The organism is Pseudogulbenkiania sp. AW2-16 (assembly GCF_056824575.1).
Genome location: NZ_CP157668.1, coordinates 2,198,441 through 2,215,784, shown reverse-complemented (window position 1 = coordinate 2,215,784; position 17,344 = coordinate 2,198,441). Strand labels below are relative to the sequence as shown.

At 65.9% G+C, this 17,344-nt stretch carries 15 protein-coding genes and 2 pseudogenes; 5 read left to right on the top strand and 12 right to left on the bottom strand.

The features are described 5' to 3' along the window. Nucleotides 1–7: 7 nt before the first annotated feature. A complete protein-coding gene (gene folK / locus ABKF58_RS10860; RefSeq protein WP_482580667.1) occupies nucleotides 8–490 on the bottom strand; it encodes a 2-amino-4-hydroxy-6-hydroxymethyldihydropteridine diphosphokinase in 483 nt (160 codons plus the stop codon). Beyond that, nucleotides 487–1,855 (bottom strand): annotated as a pseudogene (pcnB, locus tag ABKF58_RS10855) (polynucleotide adenylyltransferase PcnB). Before pcnB ends, folK begins: the two are co-directional and overlap by 4 nt. Nucleotides 1,856–2,057: 202 nt before the next feature. On the opposite strand from pcnB, the gene ABKF58_RS10850 reads away from it, so the two are divergent. From ABKF58_RS10850 to murB, 4 genes are all read left to right on the top strand, one after another. Beyond that, entirely contained in the window at nucleotides 2,058–2,783 is a 726-nt protein-coding gene (locus ABKF58_RS10850) for a 3'-5' exonuclease (protein ID WP_482580666.1), read from the top strand. A gap of 277 nt (nucleotides 2,784–3,060) precedes the next feature. Continuing rightward, nucleotides 3,061–3,363, top strand: a complete 303-nt coding sequence (locus tag ABKF58_RS10845) for a hypothetical protein (protein ID WP_294866671.1) — start codon at nucleotides 3,061–3,063, stop codon at nucleotides 3,361–3,363. Nucleotides 3,364–3,440: 77 nt separating this feature from the next. Further along, on the top strand, nucleotides 3,441–4,847 hold the full coding sequence (locus ABKF58_RS10840) for an MATE family efflux transporter (protein ID WP_482580665.1): 1,407 nt from the start codon (nucleotides 3,441–3,443) through the stop codon (nucleotides 4,845–4,847). A 6-nt stretch (nucleotides 4,848–4,853) separates the two neighbouring features. Further along, nucleotides 4,854–5,882: a UDP-N-acetylmuramate dehydrogenase gene (gene murB / locus ABKF58_RS10835; protein WP_482580664.1), complete on the top strand. Its 1,029-nt coding sequence runs from the start codon at nucleotides 4,854–4,856 to the stop codon at nucleotides 5,880–5,882. A gap of 49 nt (nucleotides 5,883–5,931) precedes the next feature. Here murB and ABKF58_RS10830 read toward each other — a convergent pair whose 3' ends face one another. Both ABKF58_RS10830 and ABKF58_RS10825 read right to left on the bottom strand, forming a co-directional pair. Continuing rightward, entirely contained in the window at nucleotides 5,932–6,699 is a 768-nt protein-coding gene (locus tag ABKF58_RS10830; RefSeq protein ID WP_008954271.1) for an ABC transporter permease, read from the bottom strand. Nucleotides 6,700–6,701: 2 nt separating this feature from the next. Continuing rightward, nucleotides 6,702–7,379, bottom strand: a complete 678-nt coding sequence (locus tag ABKF58_RS10825) for an energy-coupling factor ABC transporter permease (RefSeq protein ID WP_482580663.1) — start codon at nucleotides 7,377–7,379, stop codon at nucleotides 6,702–6,704. Nucleotides 7,380–7,492: 113 nt separating this feature from the next. On the opposite strand from ABKF58_RS10825, the gene nadC reads away from it, so the two are divergent. Then, on the top strand, nucleotides 7,493–8,335 hold the full coding sequence (gene nadC / locus ABKF58_RS10820; RefSeq protein ID WP_482580662.1) for a carboxylating nicotinate-nucleotide diphosphorylase: 843 nt from the start codon (nucleotides 7,493–7,495) through the stop codon (nucleotides 8,333–8,335). A gap of 197 nt (nucleotides 8,336–8,532) precedes the next feature. Here the strand turns inward: nadC and ABKF58_RS10815 are convergent, their stop codons facing one another. From ABKF58_RS10815 to ABKF58_RS10780, 8 genes and pseudogenes are all read right to left on the bottom strand, one after another. Continuing rightward, nucleotides 8,533–9,150, bottom strand: coding sequence for a CoA pyrophosphatase (locus ABKF58_RS10815; protein ID WP_482580661.1), 618 nt, complete (start codon nucleotides 9,148–9,150; stop codon nucleotides 8,533–8,535). Nucleotides 9,151–9,155: 5 nt separating this feature from the next. Continuing rightward, entirely contained in the window at nucleotides 9,156–9,797 is a 642-nt protein-coding gene (locus tag ABKF58_RS10810; protein WP_294866660.1) for a trimeric intracellular cation channel family protein, read from the bottom strand. Between the two features lie 64 nt (nucleotides 9,798–9,861). Beyond that, nucleotides 9,862–11,118: a transcription termination factor Rho gene (rho, locus tag ABKF58_RS10805; protein WP_008954265.1), complete on the bottom strand. Its 1,257-nt coding sequence runs from the start codon at nucleotides 11,116–11,118 to the stop codon at nucleotides 9,862–9,864. Nucleotides 11,119–11,242: 124 nt separating this feature from the next. Then, nucleotides 11,243–11,569, bottom strand: a complete 327-nt coding sequence (gene trxA, locus ABKF58_RS10800) for a thioredoxin TrxA (protein WP_008954264.1) — start codon at nucleotides 11,567–11,569, stop codon at nucleotides 11,243–11,245. A 128-nt stretch (nucleotides 11,570–11,697) separates the two neighbouring features. Further along, nucleotides 11,698–13,267 (bottom strand): annotated as a pseudogene (locus ABKF58_RS10795) (ABC transporter ATP-binding protein). Between the two features lies 1 nt (nucleotide 13,268). Beyond that, entirely contained in the window at nucleotides 13,269–14,288 is a 1,020-nt protein-coding gene (locus ABKF58_RS10790) for an ABC transporter permease (protein WP_014087996.1), read from the bottom strand. Beyond that, nucleotides 14,285–15,340, bottom strand: a complete 1,056-nt coding sequence (locus ABKF58_RS10785; protein WP_482580660.1) for a microcin C ABC transporter permease YejB — start codon at nucleotides 15,338–15,340, stop codon at nucleotides 14,285–14,287. The genes ABKF58_RS10790 and ABKF58_RS10785 overlap by 4 nt, the downstream gene beginning before the upstream one ends. Continuing rightward, nucleotides 15,340–17,139, bottom strand: a complete 1,800-nt coding sequence (locus tag ABKF58_RS10780) for an extracellular solute-binding protein (RefSeq protein ID WP_482580659.1) — start codon at nucleotides 17,137–17,139, stop codon at nucleotides 15,340–15,342. Before ABKF58_RS10780 ends, ABKF58_RS10785 begins: the two co-directional genes overlap by 1 nt. Between the last annotated feature and the right edge of the window lie 205 nt (nucleotides 17,140–17,344).

The following is a 17,344-nucleotide window of genomic DNA, read 5'->3' as shown; positions in this document are numbered from 1 at the left end:
CTACTGATTAGCCTTCCAGCCGCTCCACGCCCGATGCATCCAGCCCGGCCAGCAGCCGGTCCGCGCGGCCATGCCGGCCCACGGCGAGATCGGGCTGCAACTCGGCCAGCGGTGCCAGCACGAAGGTGCGCTCGTGCATGCGCGGGTGCGGCAAGGTCAGACGCTCGGACTCCAGCTCGACATCCTCCACCATCAGCAGGTCGAGGTCGAGTACGCGCGGAGCGTTGCGGAACGAGCGCACCCGCCCGAAGTGCTCTTCGAGCGCCATCAGGGCGTCCAGCAAGGCCAGCGGGGGAAGGTCGGTATCCAGCTCGGCGACCGCGTTGATGAAGTCGGGCTGATCCAGATAGCCAACCGGGGTGGTCCGATACAGCGAGGAGGTGCGCCGCAGACTCACTCCGGGGATGGTGCCCAGCGCCGCGAAGGCGGCGCGGACCTGTTGCTGCGGCTGCTCCAGGTTGCTGCCCAGCGCGATGTACGCCCGGCTCACGATTCGACGCCCTGCTCGCCGCCCTCACGGCGACGCTGGCTGGAACGGCGACGCTTGCGCTTCTTGGCCGGGGCGCCGCTGGACGAGCCCTCTTCGCGCACGTTGGCAATCAGTTCCTGGCGTTCGTCGTGATCGGCGTGCTGGAAATCGTCCCACCACTGCACCAGGCTCATCGGCACCTCGCCCGCCTGGGCGCGCAACGAGAGGAAATCGAAGGCGGCGCGGAAGCGCGGCTGTTCCAGGAAGCGGAACGGGCGCTGGCCGCTACGGCTGTCGAAACGCGGCTGCTGCAGCCAGATTTCGCGCATGGTGGCGCTGAAACGGCGCGGAATGGCAAATTCGTTGTCCTGCAGCGACTCGACCTCGGCGATGGCGTCGAACAACGCTTGCACCGGCCGTTCGCCGTCCTTGAGCCGTGTCGTCCACTGCTGCGACACCTGGCGCCACAGCAGCGTCGCTAGCAGGAAACCGACCGACACCGGCTTGTCCTCGCGGATGCGCGCATCGGTGCTTTGCAGGCCCAGCCTCAGGAACTCATCCTTACCCTCTTCGTCGAGCACCGCGTCGAGCAGCGGGAACACCCCGCGCGACAGCCCTTCCTCGCGCAGCTTGCACAGACAGGAATAGGCCTCGGCCCGACATCAGGAGCTTGAGCATTTCGTCGAACAGGCGCGCCGGCGGCTCCTTCTTCAAGAGGTGGGCGTGGGCACGGATCGGCTTGCGGGTATTCTCGTCGATCTCGAAATTCAGCTTCGCCGCCAGGCGCACGGCGCGCAGCATGCGTACCGGGTCTTCCTGGTAGCGGCGCGCCGGCTGGCCGATCATCACCAGCTTGCGTGCCTGCAGATCCTTCACCCCGTGGTGATAGTCGACGATGGACTCGTCGGACGGATCGTAGAACAGCGCGTTGACGGTGAAGTCGCGGCGGTGGGCGTCTTCTTCCTGGCTGCCGTAGGAGTTGTCGGCCATGATGCGGCCGGTCTCGTTGGTGTCGTCGATGCTGCCGCCACGGAAGGTGGTGACCTCGATCGTCTCCGGCCCGACCATCACGTGCACGATCTTGAAACGACGGCCGATGATGCGCGAGCGGCGGAACAGATGGTGCACTTGCTCCGGCGTGGCGCTGGTGGCCACGTCGAAGTCCTTGGGGTTGACGTCCAGCAAGAGATCGCGCACGGCGCCCCCTACCACGTACGCGGTAAAGCCGGCTTCCTGCAGACGGGAGGTCACTTTCAGCGCGGCATGGCTGAGCCGGTCGCGCCGCACTCCGTGTTGGGAAAGAGGAATAACGCGCGGTTTGACGCGACGCTTGCCTACTACGCCTGCGGGCAGCTCGAGTACTCGTCGAATTAGCTTGCGGATCATCGGGGAAATGGTGAGAGAGTATGGAATTACGCCGAAAAGCGTCGCATTCAAGGCGCCGATTATAGCCTGAAACGACGGGGAAAACACACCGCGCACGATGACGGCGGACCGTACCCGGCAAGGCCGCCCCAGCCGGCGATTGCCCTGACCGTCCCGCCCACCTAGAATTCAGCCGTTTCCATTGCTGCAGGCCGGCCCCACCGTGACCCCTATTCTCGCTTTCGCCCTCGCCACCATTCCGGACGTGGCCGGCATCCGCACCCTGTACGGTTTTGCCGCCGACATCGCCGACAGTGACGTCGCCGAATTCGCCCTGCAACGCCAGCGCGCCCGCAGCGGCGAGGATGGCATGCCGCTTCACCTGCAGCGCATCGTTGCCATCTCCTGGACCTTGCGACTGGGCGAGGAGATCGCCTGCCACACCGGCGGCGACGCCAACACCGACGAGGCCGCGCTGCTGCAGGCCCTGTTCGACCAGGTGGCGCAGCATGCGCCTTGCGTCACCAGTTGGAGCGGCGCGGCGTTCGCCCTGCCGCTGCTGCGCTACCGCGCCCTGATCAACGGCATCACCCTGCCGCCGCACTGGTGCGCGGAGGATACGACGCAAAGTGGCCTCGCGCCGTTGCCCTACGCCACGGTCCCGCTCGACGACATGGCCAGGCTGTGCGGCTTTCCCGCGCTGCCGGTGGTGGCGGGCGGCACGCCGTGGGAGGCCTACCGGGCGGGCCGTCTCGGCGACATCCGGGCGCGCTGCGATATCGAAGCCATGGCCACCTACCTGCTGTTCCTGCGCGACCGCCTGGTACAGGGCACGCTCGGCGCCGCCGATTACCATGACAGTGTGGCGCAGGCGCGCGGCTGGATCGGACGACAGGCCGCGCCGCACTGGCGTGACTTCCTCGCCGCATGGCCATCGACCGAGGGTTGACACCCGCCCGAACGCCGGGTAGTCTTTTTGCATGCGCCGATTTGATACAGCTTGCGGGGCGCCGATAAATTCCAGCTAAAGCGTGCGACAAAACCCGCTTTGGCCTCTGGCAAGCGGGTTTTTCTTGCCTGCCGCCCCACCCCGCCCGCCGTAACAATCCGCCATACCGTATTAGCGCCGAGTTAATGACAACTTGCAGGGCGCTCAAAAATCCTGCTAAAGCGTCGCCTGGCAAGGTTCCGGGCACGCCACAGCGCCCAACCTGAAGGAATACGCCATGTACGACTGCCAAAACGACAGCTGCCGCGACTTCGCCTACGACGCCGGCCACACCGCCCCGACCCAATCCACGCTCAAGGGCACCCTGGTGGCCAGCGCCGCCCACAGCGATCACCTGGCCACCCTCGAGCAGCTTTCGCAATTCGCCCGCCAGCACGGCTACCCCTTGCGCCGGCGGGAGCACCTACTGGAACTGGTTGACGTCACCCTGCCCGACGCCCTGGCGATCAACGCCCGTTTCGGCAGCGCCCTCGTCATTAGCTGCGACCTGCGCTGTCATCCGCCGGCCCGTTTCGCGTAACCCAGTGTCTCAACGCTGTAACGACGCCCCGGCGGGATGACCGTATACTGACCGGTTTTCATCCCTCCGGCCCCGCCATGCTATTCGGACTGAGTCGGGAACCGCGCACCAAAATCGTCGCGGAAGCCCGACAGATTCTCGCCCTGGCGCTACCCATCATGGTGGCCCAGATCGCCCACGTCGCCATGGGCTTCGTCGATACCGTGATGTCCGGCCGCGTCAGCACCAACGACCTGGCTGCGGTATCCCTGGGCTCCAGCGTCTTCATCACGGTGTACGTGACGCTGGTCGGCATCGCCACCGCGCTCAACCCGCTGATCGCGCACCAGTTCGGCGCCGGCGAGCGCGAGCCCATCGGCGAGACGGTGCGCCAGGGCATGTGGTTCTGCTTGTTCCTCGGCTTGGCGGGCAGCGCGCTGATGATCTTCGGCCAACCCTGGCTGCGCGACAGCCTGACGCTGTCGAACGACGTCGAGGACAAGGTGATGCTGTTTCTCGACGGCGTGGCGCTGGGGCTGCCCGCCGCCCTGATGCAACGCGCCCTGCACGCCTTCGCCTCCGGCCTCAACCGGCCCAAGCCGATCATGCTGGTCGGCGTGGCGGCGCTGCTGCTCAACATCCCGCTCAATTACGCCCTGATCCACGGCCTGTACGGCCTGCCCGCGATGGGGGGCGCCGGCTGCGGCTGGGCCACCGCCGCCGCGCTGTGGTTTAACTTCCTGGCGCTGCTGGGCTATGTCGCGCTGCACCGTCATTTCCGTCCCTACGCCTTCACCGGCCGCTGGAGCTGGCCGGACTGGTCGCGCTACGGCGCCATGCTGAAACTGGGCTTGCCGATCGGGCTGTCGTTCTTCTTCGAGGTCAGCCTGTTCTCGTTCATCGCCTTCCTGGTGGCCAAGCTCGGCACCACGGTGGTGGCCAGCCACCAGGCGGTGCTGAGTGTCAGCAGCATCATCTACATGCTGCCGCAGAGCATCTCCACCGCGATGTCGGTGCGCGTGGGCCAGGCGGTCGGCGCCGGCGATTACCGCCGGGCGCGCTTCACCGCCGGCACCGGCCTCTTGACCGGGCTGGTCCTGGCCGGGGGAACCATGCTGCTAATGCTGACGCTGCGCCAAGACATCATCCGCCTCTACACCACCGACCCCGAAGTGATCCGTATCGGCGCCGGGCTACTGGTCTTTGCCGCGGTGTTCCAATTGACCGACGCCACCCAGTGCATTTCCTCCGGCGCCTTGCGCGGTTACAAGATCACCACGGCGCCGATGATCATCCACGTGGTGTCGTTCTGGGGGTTGGGTCTGAGTCTCGGCATGGTGCTGGGGCTGACCGACTGGCCGCTGCCCTTTCTCACCCTGCCCATGGGCATCGAGGGCTTCTGGGCGGCGCTGGTATTCAGCCTGAGCGTGGCGGCGTTTTTGCTGGTAGGCTACCTGTCGCGCGAAAGTCGCCGCCGCTTGGTCCGTCAACACACCGAAAGCTGAACCGCCGTGAGCCTTGTTTTTCTTCATGACCACCCCCTCAAAACGCTGAACACCTTCGGCATGGACGTGCGCGCCACGACGTTCTGCGAGCTGGACGACCTGGCCCGGCTGCCCGAACTGCTGGCGAGCGAACCGTACCGGCGCGGACCGGTGCTGTGGCTGGGCGGCGGCAGCAACCTGCTGTTCACCGGCGACTACCCGGGATTGGTGGTGAAGGTGGCGCTCAGCGGCATCACGGTACTGAGCGAGAACGCCGACGAGGTCGTGGTCGAGGCCGCCGCCGGCGAGAACTGGCACGGCTTCGTGCAGCACACGCTGGCGCAGGGCTGGGCCGGACTCGAGAACCTCAGCCTGATTCCCGGCACCGTGGGCGCGAGCCCGATCCAGAACATCGGCGCCTACGGCGTCGAAGCCAAGGACTGCCTCGCCGAGGTGGTCTGCGCCGACCTGCAGGCCAATGGCGCCCAGCGCATCCTCTCCAATGCCGAGTGCCGTTTCGGCTATCGCGACAGCGTGTTCAAGCACGAAGCGAACGGCCGCCTGCTGGTGACCGCGGTGCGCTTCCGCCTGAGCAAGCGGCCGACGCTGCACACCGGCTACGGCGACATCGGCAAGGAACTGGCGGCGATGGGCAAGGCGGACGGCGCCTCGCCGCGCGACGTCAGCGAAGCGGTGATCCGCATCCGCACGGCCAAGCTGCCCGACCCGGCCCAGCTCGGCAACGCCGGCAGCTTCTTCAAGAACCCGATCATCGACACGGGGTTGGCCGAAGCCCTGCTGGCGCATCACCCCGACCTGCCGCACTACCCGGCGGGCAGCGGCAAGACCAAGCTCGCCGCCGGCTGGCTGATCGACCGTGCCGGACTCAAGGGGCACCGCGAGGGCGACGCCGGCGTACACGCGCGCCAGGCGCTGGTGCTGGTCAACTACGGCCACGCCAGCGGCAAGGAAGTCTGGGCCCTGGCGCAGAAAGTGCGGGCCACGGTGAAAGAACGTTACGGCGTGGAGCTGGAGCCGGAACCGCTGGTGCTGTGAGACCCCTTACGCACGGCGACGGCGCGGTGGTGAACTCGTCTAGCAGGTGTTATTTGAGCAGCCGTCGCCGCGTCAGTATCACCGCCAGCGAGAATGACACGACAGCATAGAGCAGCAGGATCAGCAGGCTGGGCCAGATGAGCGGCGGCACGGTCGCGTTGACCAGCGGCCGGGCAAGACGGATGGCGTGGGTCAGCGGCAGCACCTCGGCCACGGCGCGAATCCAGCCGGGCAGGTTCTCCGCCGGATAGAACACCCCGGAAATCAGCATCATCGGGCTGACCACCAGCGTGAAGTAATACATAAAGAAGTCGTAGCTCGGGCTCAGCGCCGTCACCACCAGCCCCATGCCGGCAAACGCCAGCCCGGACAGCGCGATCAATGGCACGATCCACAGCACCAGCGGACTCTTGATCAGCCCCAGCAAGCCCATCACCAGCAGGATGGCGAGCCCCGACAGCACGCTCTTCGACGCCGCCCACAGCCACTCGCCCAGCACCACGTCGTCCACCGTCAACGGCGCGTTGATGATGGCCGACCAGGTCTTCTGCACGTGCATGCGCGAAAACGCCGAGTACAGCGCCTCGAAGGTCGCGCTGTTCATGGTGCTGTAGCACACCGTCCCGGCGGCAAGGAACTGGATGTACGGCACGCCGCCGATCGACGGCAGCAGGCTGCCGATACCGAAACCCAGGCCCAGCATGTACAGCATCGGGTCGGCCAGATTGCCGAGGATGGACGGCGCCGCCAGCTTCTTCCACACCAGGAAATTACGCAACCAGACCGGAATGAAGCGCAGCGACAGGCGAGGCAGCATGCTCAGGCTCCCGGGTCGGAGTTGTCGTCGAGGTAGCGGCTGTCGTCGAAGGTCGCCACCCAGCGCGGCCGGTACACGATCAGTATCGCCATGATCAGGCCGGAGGTGAAGGCCTCGGACCAGGACAGCAGGAAGTAGAACGGCAGCGCCTCCGACAGCAGCTCGTCCCAGGGGTAGGCGCCCGCCATCCCCAGCACCGCGATGCCGGCGAGCCCGGTGGCGAACAGGCTGGCACCACCGGCCAGGAACGCGCCGACGAACACGTAGATGAACAGGTTGGGGGGCAACAGGCGCTGCGTCAGGCGCAGCACGGTGCTCACCAGCGTCACCGGCAGCACCGCCATCAGCCAGAAGTTCAACCCCAGCGCCAGCCAGTCGCCGGCACCGTAGGCCGTCACCCCCGCCAGCACGATGGCGAGCGCCAGGAGCGCCAGCCAGTGCCCCATCATCAAGGTCAGGATGGCCGCTCCCAGCAGGTGGAAGGACAGCCCGGGCTTGAGGCCGCCTTTCATCATCCACATCGCCATGGTCAGCACGCAGGCGCCGAGCCAGGCGTTGAGCGCGACGTGGTCGAGTTCCCGCCAGCGCACGCGGCTCGCCGCCCACCCCAGCAGTCCCAACGCCGCCAGCAGGGTCGACCATTGCACCCAGAGGGGAAAGAAAGCGGCGGGCAGATTCATGACATGGCGATGACGGCAAGGAGAATTACTTCATCATACCAGACGCGGCCGACCCGCTGCCGCCACAACACCCCGGCGGACCGCTACAATACGCTTTTTGCGGAGAACGCCCGATGCCAGTCCTGCCCCCTCATCACCTCATCGCCCAACAAGTCGGCCTCAGCCTGACCGAAGACATCGGCGGCTGCGACTGGACCGCTATGCTGATCGACGACCACGCCAGCGGCCGGGCCACGGTGCTGGCGCGCGAGGAGGCCGTCGTCTGCGGGCAGGCCTGGTTCGAGGAAACCTTCCGCCAGGTCGACGCACGCTGCCGCATCGACTGGAAAGTCGAGGAAGGCACGCGCGTTACGGCCAATACCGTGCTGTGCGAGATTGCCGGTCCGGCGCGCTCCCTGCTCACCGCCGAGCGCACCGCGCTCAACTTCCTGCAGTTGCTCTCGGCCGTGGCGACCCAGACCCGGCGCTACGTCGACGTGGTGGCCGGCACCGCCGCGCGCATCCTCGACACCCGCAAGACGCTGCCGGGACTGCGCTTGGCGCAGAAATACGCCGTCACCGTGGGCGGCGGCGACAACCAGCGCATCGGCCTCTACGATGGCATCCTGATCAAGGAGAACCACATCATGGCCGCCGGCGGCATCCGCCAGGCACTGGAGCAGGCCTGCCGCCTGGCGCCGGCCGGCGTCAGCGTGCAGGTCGAAGTGGAAACACTGGGAGAACTGAACGAAGCACTCGAAGCCGGCGCCAAGCTGGTGCTGCTCGACAATATGTCGCTGGACGACATGTGCGCAGCGGTACGCCTGAGCGCCGGGCGCGCCCAACTGGAAGCCTCGGGCGGGGTCGAGCTGACGACGGTGCGGGCGATTGCCGAAACCGGCGTCGACCGCATCTCGGTCGGCAAGCTGACCAAGGACGTCGAGGCAATCGACCTGTCGATGCGCTTCCAGCTCTGAGACGCCGCACTCAACGTGGCTACGCGAGAGTGATCTTGGGGCGGGTGGCACTCTGAGCGAGCGAACTCTCCAATCGAGATTCGCTGACCAGGGTCCTCATGGACCCTGCATCCATTCCGGCTCCTGCGCTCCGGCCGCCCCGTACTGACGCCGGCTCCTTCCACGTCGAGAACGACGTCTCGGCTACAGGCTTAAGATCAGAGCGCTGCCGCGCCGGGGTTGAGGATGGCAGACAGCTGCCGCAGCATGGCCGCGGTGGCGCCCCAGATATGATGCGGGCCGTAGGTCAGGGACAGGTAGACGCCGGCCATGCCGTCGCGCACGTAGCTGTGCCGTTCGTACTGGCGCGGGTCGAGCACCAGCTTGAGAGGCACCTCGAAGACCTCGGCCACCTCGGACGGCTCGGGTGCCAGCGCCAAGGGCGGCACCAGCAGGCCGACTACCGGCGTCACCCGGAAGCGCGTGATGGTGATGTAGTCCGGCAGGGTACCCAGCACCTCGACGCCGGCTTCGGCCAGCCCGACCTCTTCCCGCGCTTCGCGTAGCGCGGCATGCACCGCGCTGGGGTCGTGCGGATCGATCTTGCCGCCGGGAAAGCTCACCTGCCCGGCATGCGTCGACAGTGTGGCGTTACGCCGAGTCAGCAACACCGCAGGCGCCGCGGCGTGCCACACCAAGGGCACCAGCACCGCGGCTGGGCGCTCCGCGCCGGTTGCAGACCGCTGCGGCAGATCGCCGCCCACGACGGTTTCCCAGTCGCCCTCCAGGCGGGACCGGATCCACTGCACGGCGTCCTCCACATCGCTCGGAAACATCTCACTCACCCCCTGCGTCTGCCGCTACGAACCTTGGGCAGGGCCAATTCGCGCCAGTGCGCCAGCAGACGCACACCCAACCCCACAATAAAGAGTAGCTGCAGCGTCAAAACGTTCACAGCCCCCAAGGCATCCATGGCAAACAGGGCGGCGGCAATCAGAATCGCCACCATGCCGTAGAAGTCCCGGTGCAGGATGAAGGGGATATCGTTGACCATCATGTCGCGCACCACCCCGCCCCCCACGGCGGTGACGAAGCCCAACAGCACGACGCCGAAGGCATTCAGATCCAGGCTCAGGCCGACCTGGGCGCCGCTCATGCTGAATGCCACCAGGCCGATCGAATCGGCGATCAGGAACAAGCGGCCGAAGGTGGCACTCTCGCGCCGGTGCAGGCCTGCCAGCCAGGACAGCAGCAGCGTCGCCGCAATGACGATCAGGTTAGTGTAATCATAGAACACCAGCGGGATGCGGCTGACCAGCACGTCGCGCAGGATGCCGCCGCCGATGGCGGTCAACAGTGCCACGATCAGGATGCCCAGCAGGTCGAGCTGCTTGCGCACTCCGACCAGGTAGCCGGAAAAGGCGAAGGCCACGGTGCCGATGCCGGCAAACCACGGCATGGAAGCAAAACGACTCAGTTCCATGGCTTTGCTCAATAACAAAACGCCGGACTCGAAAGCCCGGCGCTGCTGGTGAATGGCGGCCGCTTCAGCGACGCATCGAATCGAAGAACGCGAGATTGTTCTTGGTCGCGCGCATCTTGTCCTGCAGGAATTCCATCGCCTCAAGATCGTCCATCGGGTAGAGCAGCTTGCGCAGTACCCAGATGCGTTGCAGCTGGTCCTGCGGAATCAGCAGCTCTTCGCGGCGGGTACCGGAGCGGTTGATGTTGATCGCCGGGAAGATCCGCTTCTCGGCCATGCGGCGGTCGAGGTGGATCTCCATGTTGCCGGTACCCTTGAACTCTTCATAGATCACGTCATCCATGCGCGAGCCGGTATCGATCAGCGCGGTGGCGATGATGGTCAGCGAGCCGCCCTCTTCCACGTTGCGCGCAGCACCGAAGAAACGCTTCGGGCGCTGCAGCGCGTTGGAATCGACACCACCGGTCAGCACCTTGCCGGAGGCCGGGATCACGGTGTTGTAGGCACGCGCCAGACGGGTGATCGAGTCGAGCAGGATGACCACGTCCTTCTTGTGCTCGACCAGGCGCTTGGCCTTTTCGATCACCATCTCGGCAACCTGCACGTGGCGGGTGGCCGGCTCGTCGAAGGTGGACGACACCACTTCGCCGCGCACCGAGCGGGTCATCTCGGTCACTTCTTCCGGACGCTCGTCGATCAACAGCACGATCAGCTCGACTTCCGGATGGTTGGCGGTGATGGCGTGCGCCAGGTTTTGCAGCATCACGGTTTTACCGGACTTCGGCGGAGCCACCAGCAAACCACGCTGGCCCTTGCCGATCGGCGCAATCAGATCGATCACGCGGCTGGTGATGTTCTCTTCGGCACGGATGTCGCGCTCCAGCACCAGACGCTCGGTCGGGAACAGCGGCGTCAGGTTCTCGAACAGGATCTTGTGCTTGGCGTTCTCCGGCGGGCCGCCGTTGACCTTGTCGACCTTCACCAGCGCAAAGTAGCGCTCGCCGTCTTTCGGGGTGCGGATTTCGCCCTCGATCGAGTCGCCGGTATGCAGGTTGAAGCGGCGGATCTGGCTCGGGCTGACGTAGATGTCGTCCGGGCCGGCCAGGTACGAGGAATCCGGGCTGCGCAGGAAACCGAAACCATCCGGCAGCACCTCCAGCGTACCGTCTCCGAAAATGCTCTCGCCTTTCTTGGCCTGGTTCTTCAGCAGGGCAAAAATCAGGTCTTGCTTGCGCAGGCGGTTGGCGCCGTCGATCTCGTTGGCAATGGCCTTCTCAACGAGTTCGGTAACAGGAAGGTGTTTTAGATCAGATAAGTGCATGGCAGCCGTGGTCGACTCGAATACGGATTAAGCGGGAGTGCTCGACAAGGAGTGTGAAGCGGATACGGAGCGGGCGACAGTGATGTCGCCCGCTGGTGAAGAATTTGACAGAAGGATAGGCGGTTTAAATGTGGCTGTCAATAAACGCCGTCAGCTGGCTCTTGGCAAGCGCGCCGACCTTGGTGGCAACCACGTTGCCGTCCTTGAAGATCATCAGCGTCGGGATGCCGCGAATGCCGAATTTCGGCGGAGTCTGCTCGTTCTGGTCGATGTTCAGCTTCACCACTTTCAGGCGGCCGTCGTACTCTTTCGACACTTCGTCCAGGATAGGGGCGATCATCTTGCACGGACCGCACCACTCGGCCCAGTAATCGACCAGCACCGGGCCTTGGGCCTTCAGTACGTCCTGCTCAAAAGAATCGTCGGTCACGTGCTGGATCAGATCGCTCATATCTTCCTCTCGATGGTTTTGTCTTGTTGCCGGCAAACGGCATGGCACAAGGGATGGTAGCAAGCACGGACCCCAGGGGCAACCCTACCGGCTTCATGCCAATAATAATGAGGCTGGGCACCGTGCTTTCAAGTCCCCAGCAGGGCCGCCGCGAGCAAATCGCGGGTGTAGGGCTGGCTGGGAGCCTCGAACACGCGCCGCGTCGGCCCGGATTCGACCACCTTGCCGTCCTTCAGCACCAGCACCTCGTGCGCCACGGCGCGGATCACCGCCAGATCGTGGCTGATGAAGAGGTAGCTCAGGCCGTACTTGTGCTGCAGCCGGCGCAGCAATTGCAGCACCTGTTTTTGCAGCGTGGCGTCGAGCGCGCTGGTCGGCTCGTCGAGCAGGATCAGTTTGGGGCGCAGCACCAGGGCGCGGGCGATGGCGATGCGCTGGCGCTGCCCGCCGGAAAACTCGTGCGGGTAGCGGTCAACGCTGTCGGCGGCCAGCCCGACTTCGGTCAGGGTATCGAGCACACGCTGGCGTCGCGCCGTCTCATCCAGTTCGGGAAAATGCAGCGCCACGCCCTCGCCGACGATCTGGCCCACGGTCAGGCGCGGCGACAGCGAGGCGAACGGGTCCTGGAACACCACCTGGTAGTCGCGACGCGAGGCGCGCAGGGCCTGCCCGCTGAGCGTGTCGAGCCGGGTGCTGTCGAGCGTGACCTGCCCTTCCGCCTCGATTAGCCGCGTCAGCGCCAGCCCGAGCGTGGTCTTGCCGGAGCCGGACTCGCCGACGATACCGAGGGTGCGTCCGGCGGGGACGCCGAGACTAATGCCGTGCAGCACCGGGGTGACGGTCTTGCCGAACCAGCCGCGGCGGCGGCTGAAGGCGACCCGGATCGACTCGGCCTGCAGCCGTGGCGCGGCACTGGCCGGGGGCGTCGTCCAGGGTGTCAGGACGGCTCGCCAGCAGCTCGCGGGTGTAGGGGTGCGCGGGTTGGCCGAACACCTCGGCCACTGTGCCCGTTTCGACCACTTCGCCGTCCTTCATCACCGCCACGCGGTCGGCGAAGCGCCGCACCAGGTTGAGGTCGTGGGTGATGAACAGCACCGCCATGCCGAGGTCGCGCTGCAGTTCGTCGAGCAGGGCGAGGATCTGCGCCTGCACCGTGACGTCGAGCGCGGTGGTGGGCTCGTCGGCGATCAGGAGCTTGGGCTGACAGGCCAGTGCCATGGCGATCATGGCACGCTGGCGCTGGCCTCCAGAGAGCTGGAAGGGATAGGCGTCGACCTTGATTTCCGGGTCGGGGATGCCGGTGCGGGCCAGCAAGGCAATCGCCTGGCGGCGCGCCTCGCGCGGTGCCAGCCCGAAGTGCTGGTTGAGCGTCTCCATGATCTGGTTGCCGATGGTGTACACCGGGTTGAGGGCTGACATCGGCTCTTGAAAGATCATCGCCATCTCGCGCCCGCGCAGCTGACGCAGACGGCGTTCCGGCACGCCGAGCAGCTCTTCCCCATTGAAACGGACAGCACCGGTTAGCGTCACGTCCGGATTGAGGCGCATCAGCGCCTGTGCGGTGACGGTCTTGCCGGAACCGGATTCCCCCACCAGCGCCACCTTTTCCCCGGCGCGCACGGTGAAGCTCACGCCGCGCACCGCGACGCGGGAGCCGAAACCGGCGTGCAGGTTTTCTACCGACAGCAGTTGGTCCATGTCAGCCCTTGCGTGTATCGAGTGCCGAGCGCAGCCCCTCGCCGATGAAGATCAACAACAGCAGCGTGACGGTGAGCACGGTGAAGGTGGAGAGTGCGATCCACCAAGCATCGAGGTTGTCCTTGCCCTGCGCCAGCATCTCGCCCAGGCTCGGCGTGCTGGCCGGCACCCCGAGGCCGAGGAAGTCGAGACTGGTGAGCGCCAGGATGGCGCCGCTGACGCGGAATGGCAGGAAGGCCAGCACCGGCGTCAGGCTGTTGGGCAACACGTGGCGCCACATGATCTGGCGATCGGCGAGCCCGAGCGAGCGCGCCGCCAGCACGTAGTCCATCTGGCGGTTCTTCAGGAACTCGGCGCGCACGTAGTCGGCGAGCCCCATCCAGCCGAACAGCGCCAACAGCACCAGCAGCAAGGTCAGGCTGGGGTTGAAGAACGACGACAGGATGATCAGCAGGTAGAGCTCGGGCAGGCTGCCCCAGATCTCGATCACGCGCTGCAACGTGAGGTCGAGCCGGCCGCCGAAATAGCCCTGCAGCCCGCCCAGCACGATGCCGACCAGCGTGCCGACCACGGTCAGCGCCAGCGCGAACAGCACCGACAGCCGGAAACCGTAGATCAGCCGCGCCAGCACGTCGCGGCCGCGGTCGTCGGTGCCGAACAGGTTGGCCGAAGACGGTGGCGCCGGGTTGGGGGCCTTGGCGAAATAGTTGAGCGTGTTGTAGCTGTAGGGGTTGGGCGCGAACACGGCGAAATTGCCGTTGGCGGAGAGCCGGTCGCGGATGTAGGGGTCGAGGTAGTCGGCCGGGGTATCGAAATCGCCGCCGAACACCGTCTCGTTGTACTCGAACAGCACCGGGTAGTAGAACTCGCCCTGGTAGCGCACCACGAGCGGCCGATCGTTGGACAGCAGTTCGGCGCCCAGCGTGAGCACGAACAGGATGGCGAACAGCCACAGGCTGACGTAGCCGCGGCGATTGGCCTTGAAGCGGCGCCAAGCGCGCTGGCCGGGAGTCAGACTCATTGCCCGCCCTCCTCGAAGCTGACGCGCGGGTCGACCAGCACGTAGGACAGGTCCGACAGCAGCTTGGCCACCAGCCCCATCAGCGTGAACACGTAGAGCGAGCCCATCACCACCGGGTAGTCGCGGCGGATCACCGACTCGTACGACAACAACCCCAGCCCGTCGAGCGAGAACAGCGTCTCGATCAGCAGGCTGCCGCTGAAGAAGGCGCCGATGAACGCCGCCGGAAAGCCGGTGATGAGCGGAATCAGCGCGTTGCGGAACACGTGCTTGTAGAGGATGCGCCGCTCGGACAGCCCCTTGGCGCGTGCGGTATAGACGTACTGGCGGCGGATTTCCTCGAGGAACACGTTCTTGGTCAGGATCGTCATCACCGCCAGGTTGCCCACCACCGAGGCGGTCACCGGCAGCGTGATGTGCCACAGGTAGTCGAGCACCTTGTCGAGCGGCCCCAGGTCGGCCCAGTTTTCGCTGACCAGCCCGCGCAGCGGGAACAGTTGCCAGAAGCTGCCGCCGCCGAACAGCACCAACAGCGCCACCCCCAGCACGAAACCGGGAATGGCGTAGCCGACCAGGATCACCGTGCTGGTGAACAGGTCGAACGGCGAGCCGTCGCGCACCGCCTTGCTGACGCCCAAGGGAATGCACACCAGGTAGGTGATGAAGAAGCTCCACAGCCCGATGCTCATCGACACCGGCAGCTTGGAGACGATCAACGCCCACACCGACTCGTGGTGGAAGAAGCTCTCGCCCAGGTCAAAGCGGGAAAACTTCACCAGCATGTCGCCGAAGCGCTGCAACGCCGGCTTGTCGAAGCCGTACTGCGCCTTGAGCGCGGCCAGCTCCTCCGGGCTCAGCCCGGCACGGCCCTTGAACGGACTGTTGCCGCCGCCCTGCGCCGCCTCGCCGGCGACGCCGGCATGGGTCAGCTGCTGCACCATCTGCTCCACCGGCCCGCCGGGCACGAACTGGATGATGGCGAAGGTGATGGCGAGGATGCCCACCAGGGTCGGGATCATCAGCAGCAAGCGCTTGAGAATGTAATGCCACATCAGCGTGCCTCCTGCGGTTTGGCCCACCAGGTTTCGATCGCCCAGCTGGTGGCGTCGTAGTAGCGCGGCAGGCGGGAAGGTTGGCCGAAGCGGTTCCACCATGCCGCCCGGTGGTAGGGAATGTGCCAGTTCGGCACCACGTAGCGGCCGACGCGCAGCACGCGGTCGAGCGCCCGGCTGGCGGCGATCAGGTCGCGGCGCGTCTTGAAGTGCAGGAAGTTCTGCAACAGCGCGTCGACCGCCGGGTCGGCCACGCCGGCCCAGTTGCTCGAACCGGGCGTACGCGCCGCCTCGCTGCCGTGATAGCCCAACTGCTCGTTGCCCGGGCTCTGGCTGGCGCCGTACACCACCACCGTGGTGTCGTAGTCGAAATCGTTGAGACGGCGCTGGTAGATGGCCGGGTCGACCACGCGTACCGTCAGCGTGATGCCGAGCTTGGCCAGATGCTTCTGCCACGAGGCGACGATGCGCTCGTAGGTGCGCGAGTAGGACAGGAATTCGAACTCGAACGGCTGCCCCTGCTTGTCCACCAAGCGCCCGCCTTGGTAGCGCCAGCCGGCCTGGTAGAGCAACTGGCGGGCCTGACGCAGGTTGGTGCGCACGCCGTAGCGGCCCCCAACCTTGGGCGGCTCCACCGCCGGGCCGAACACCTCGGGGTCGAGCTTGCGGCGCAAGGGGTTCAGCAGCGCCAATTCGTCCGGCCCCGGCAGCCCCTTGGCCGCCAGCTCGCTGTTGGTGAAGTAGCTGTCGCTGCGCTGGTACTGGCCGTAGAACAGCTGGCGGTTGGTCCATTCGAAGTCGAACGCCAGCGTCAACGCCTCGCGCACGCGCTTGTCGCGGAACAGCGGTCGGCGCAGGTTGAAGACGAAGCCCTGCATGCCGGCCGAGCTGCCGTGCGGCAGCGTCTTCTTGACGATACGGCCATCCTCGAACTTGCTGCCGAGGTAGCCGCGCGCCCACTGCTTGGCGACGTTTTCCACCGACAGGTCGAACTCCCCGGCCTTGAACGCCTCCAGCCGCGCCGTCTCGTCCTTGTAGTAGCGGTAGAGAATGGTGTCGAAGTTGTACATGCCGCGCCGCACCGGCTCGTTGGCCGCCCAGTACGCCGGGTTGCGCCTAAAGCGGGAGAACTTGCCCTGATCGTACTGTTCCAGCAGGTAGGGGCCGGAGCCGATCGGCGCTTGTAGCACGCGGTCGCCCAGCTTGGTGCCGGGCGGCAGCCACTTGTGCGAGAACACCGGCAGCTGGGCGATGATCAGGTGCAACTCGGCGTTGCGGCGCTTGAAGTCGAAGCGCACGTTGGCGGCGTCCAGCACCACGGCGCGCGCCACGTCAGCCCAGTAGAAACGGTACGACGGCGAGGCGGTCGGGTCACGCGTCAGCGTGTCGAACGAGAACTTGACGTCCTCGGCCGTGACCTTGTCGCCGTTGGAGAAGCGCGCGCGCGGATTGAGGTGGAAGCTCACCGACAGTCCATCGTCGGCGAGCCGGATGTCGTCGGCGAGCAGCCCGTACACGGTGAACGGCTCCTCCTCGCCCTGCGTCATCAGCGTCTCCACCACCAGCGTCCCGACCCCCGCCTCCTTGTCGCCCTTCAGGGTAAACGGGTTGAGCGTGTCGAAACTGCCCAGCGCCGGCAGCACCAGCCTCCCGCCCTTGGGCGCGGCCGGATTGACGTAATCGAAATGAGTGAAGTTCGGCGGGTATTTTGGCGCGTAGCCCAGCGCCAGCGCCGGTGCCCCCACAGCCAGCCGGGCCAGCAACGCCCCCACCACCCCTATCAGCAGCAAAATACGCATGTCACCTTCTTGTTCTGATCCGGCCGCCCCCTGGCGGACCGGCCCGAGAATGCTCTGAACCGTCGTCGCCCAGCACAGTTCCCGGCGCCATGACGGCATGCTGTCGCTGTTTTACCCTAGGCTACCGCGCTTGAAAACCAAAAAAATCGGCCTTGCAGCCTCGTCCGACTGTCAGGCAGGGCACAGCCTTGGTTATAATGCGGCC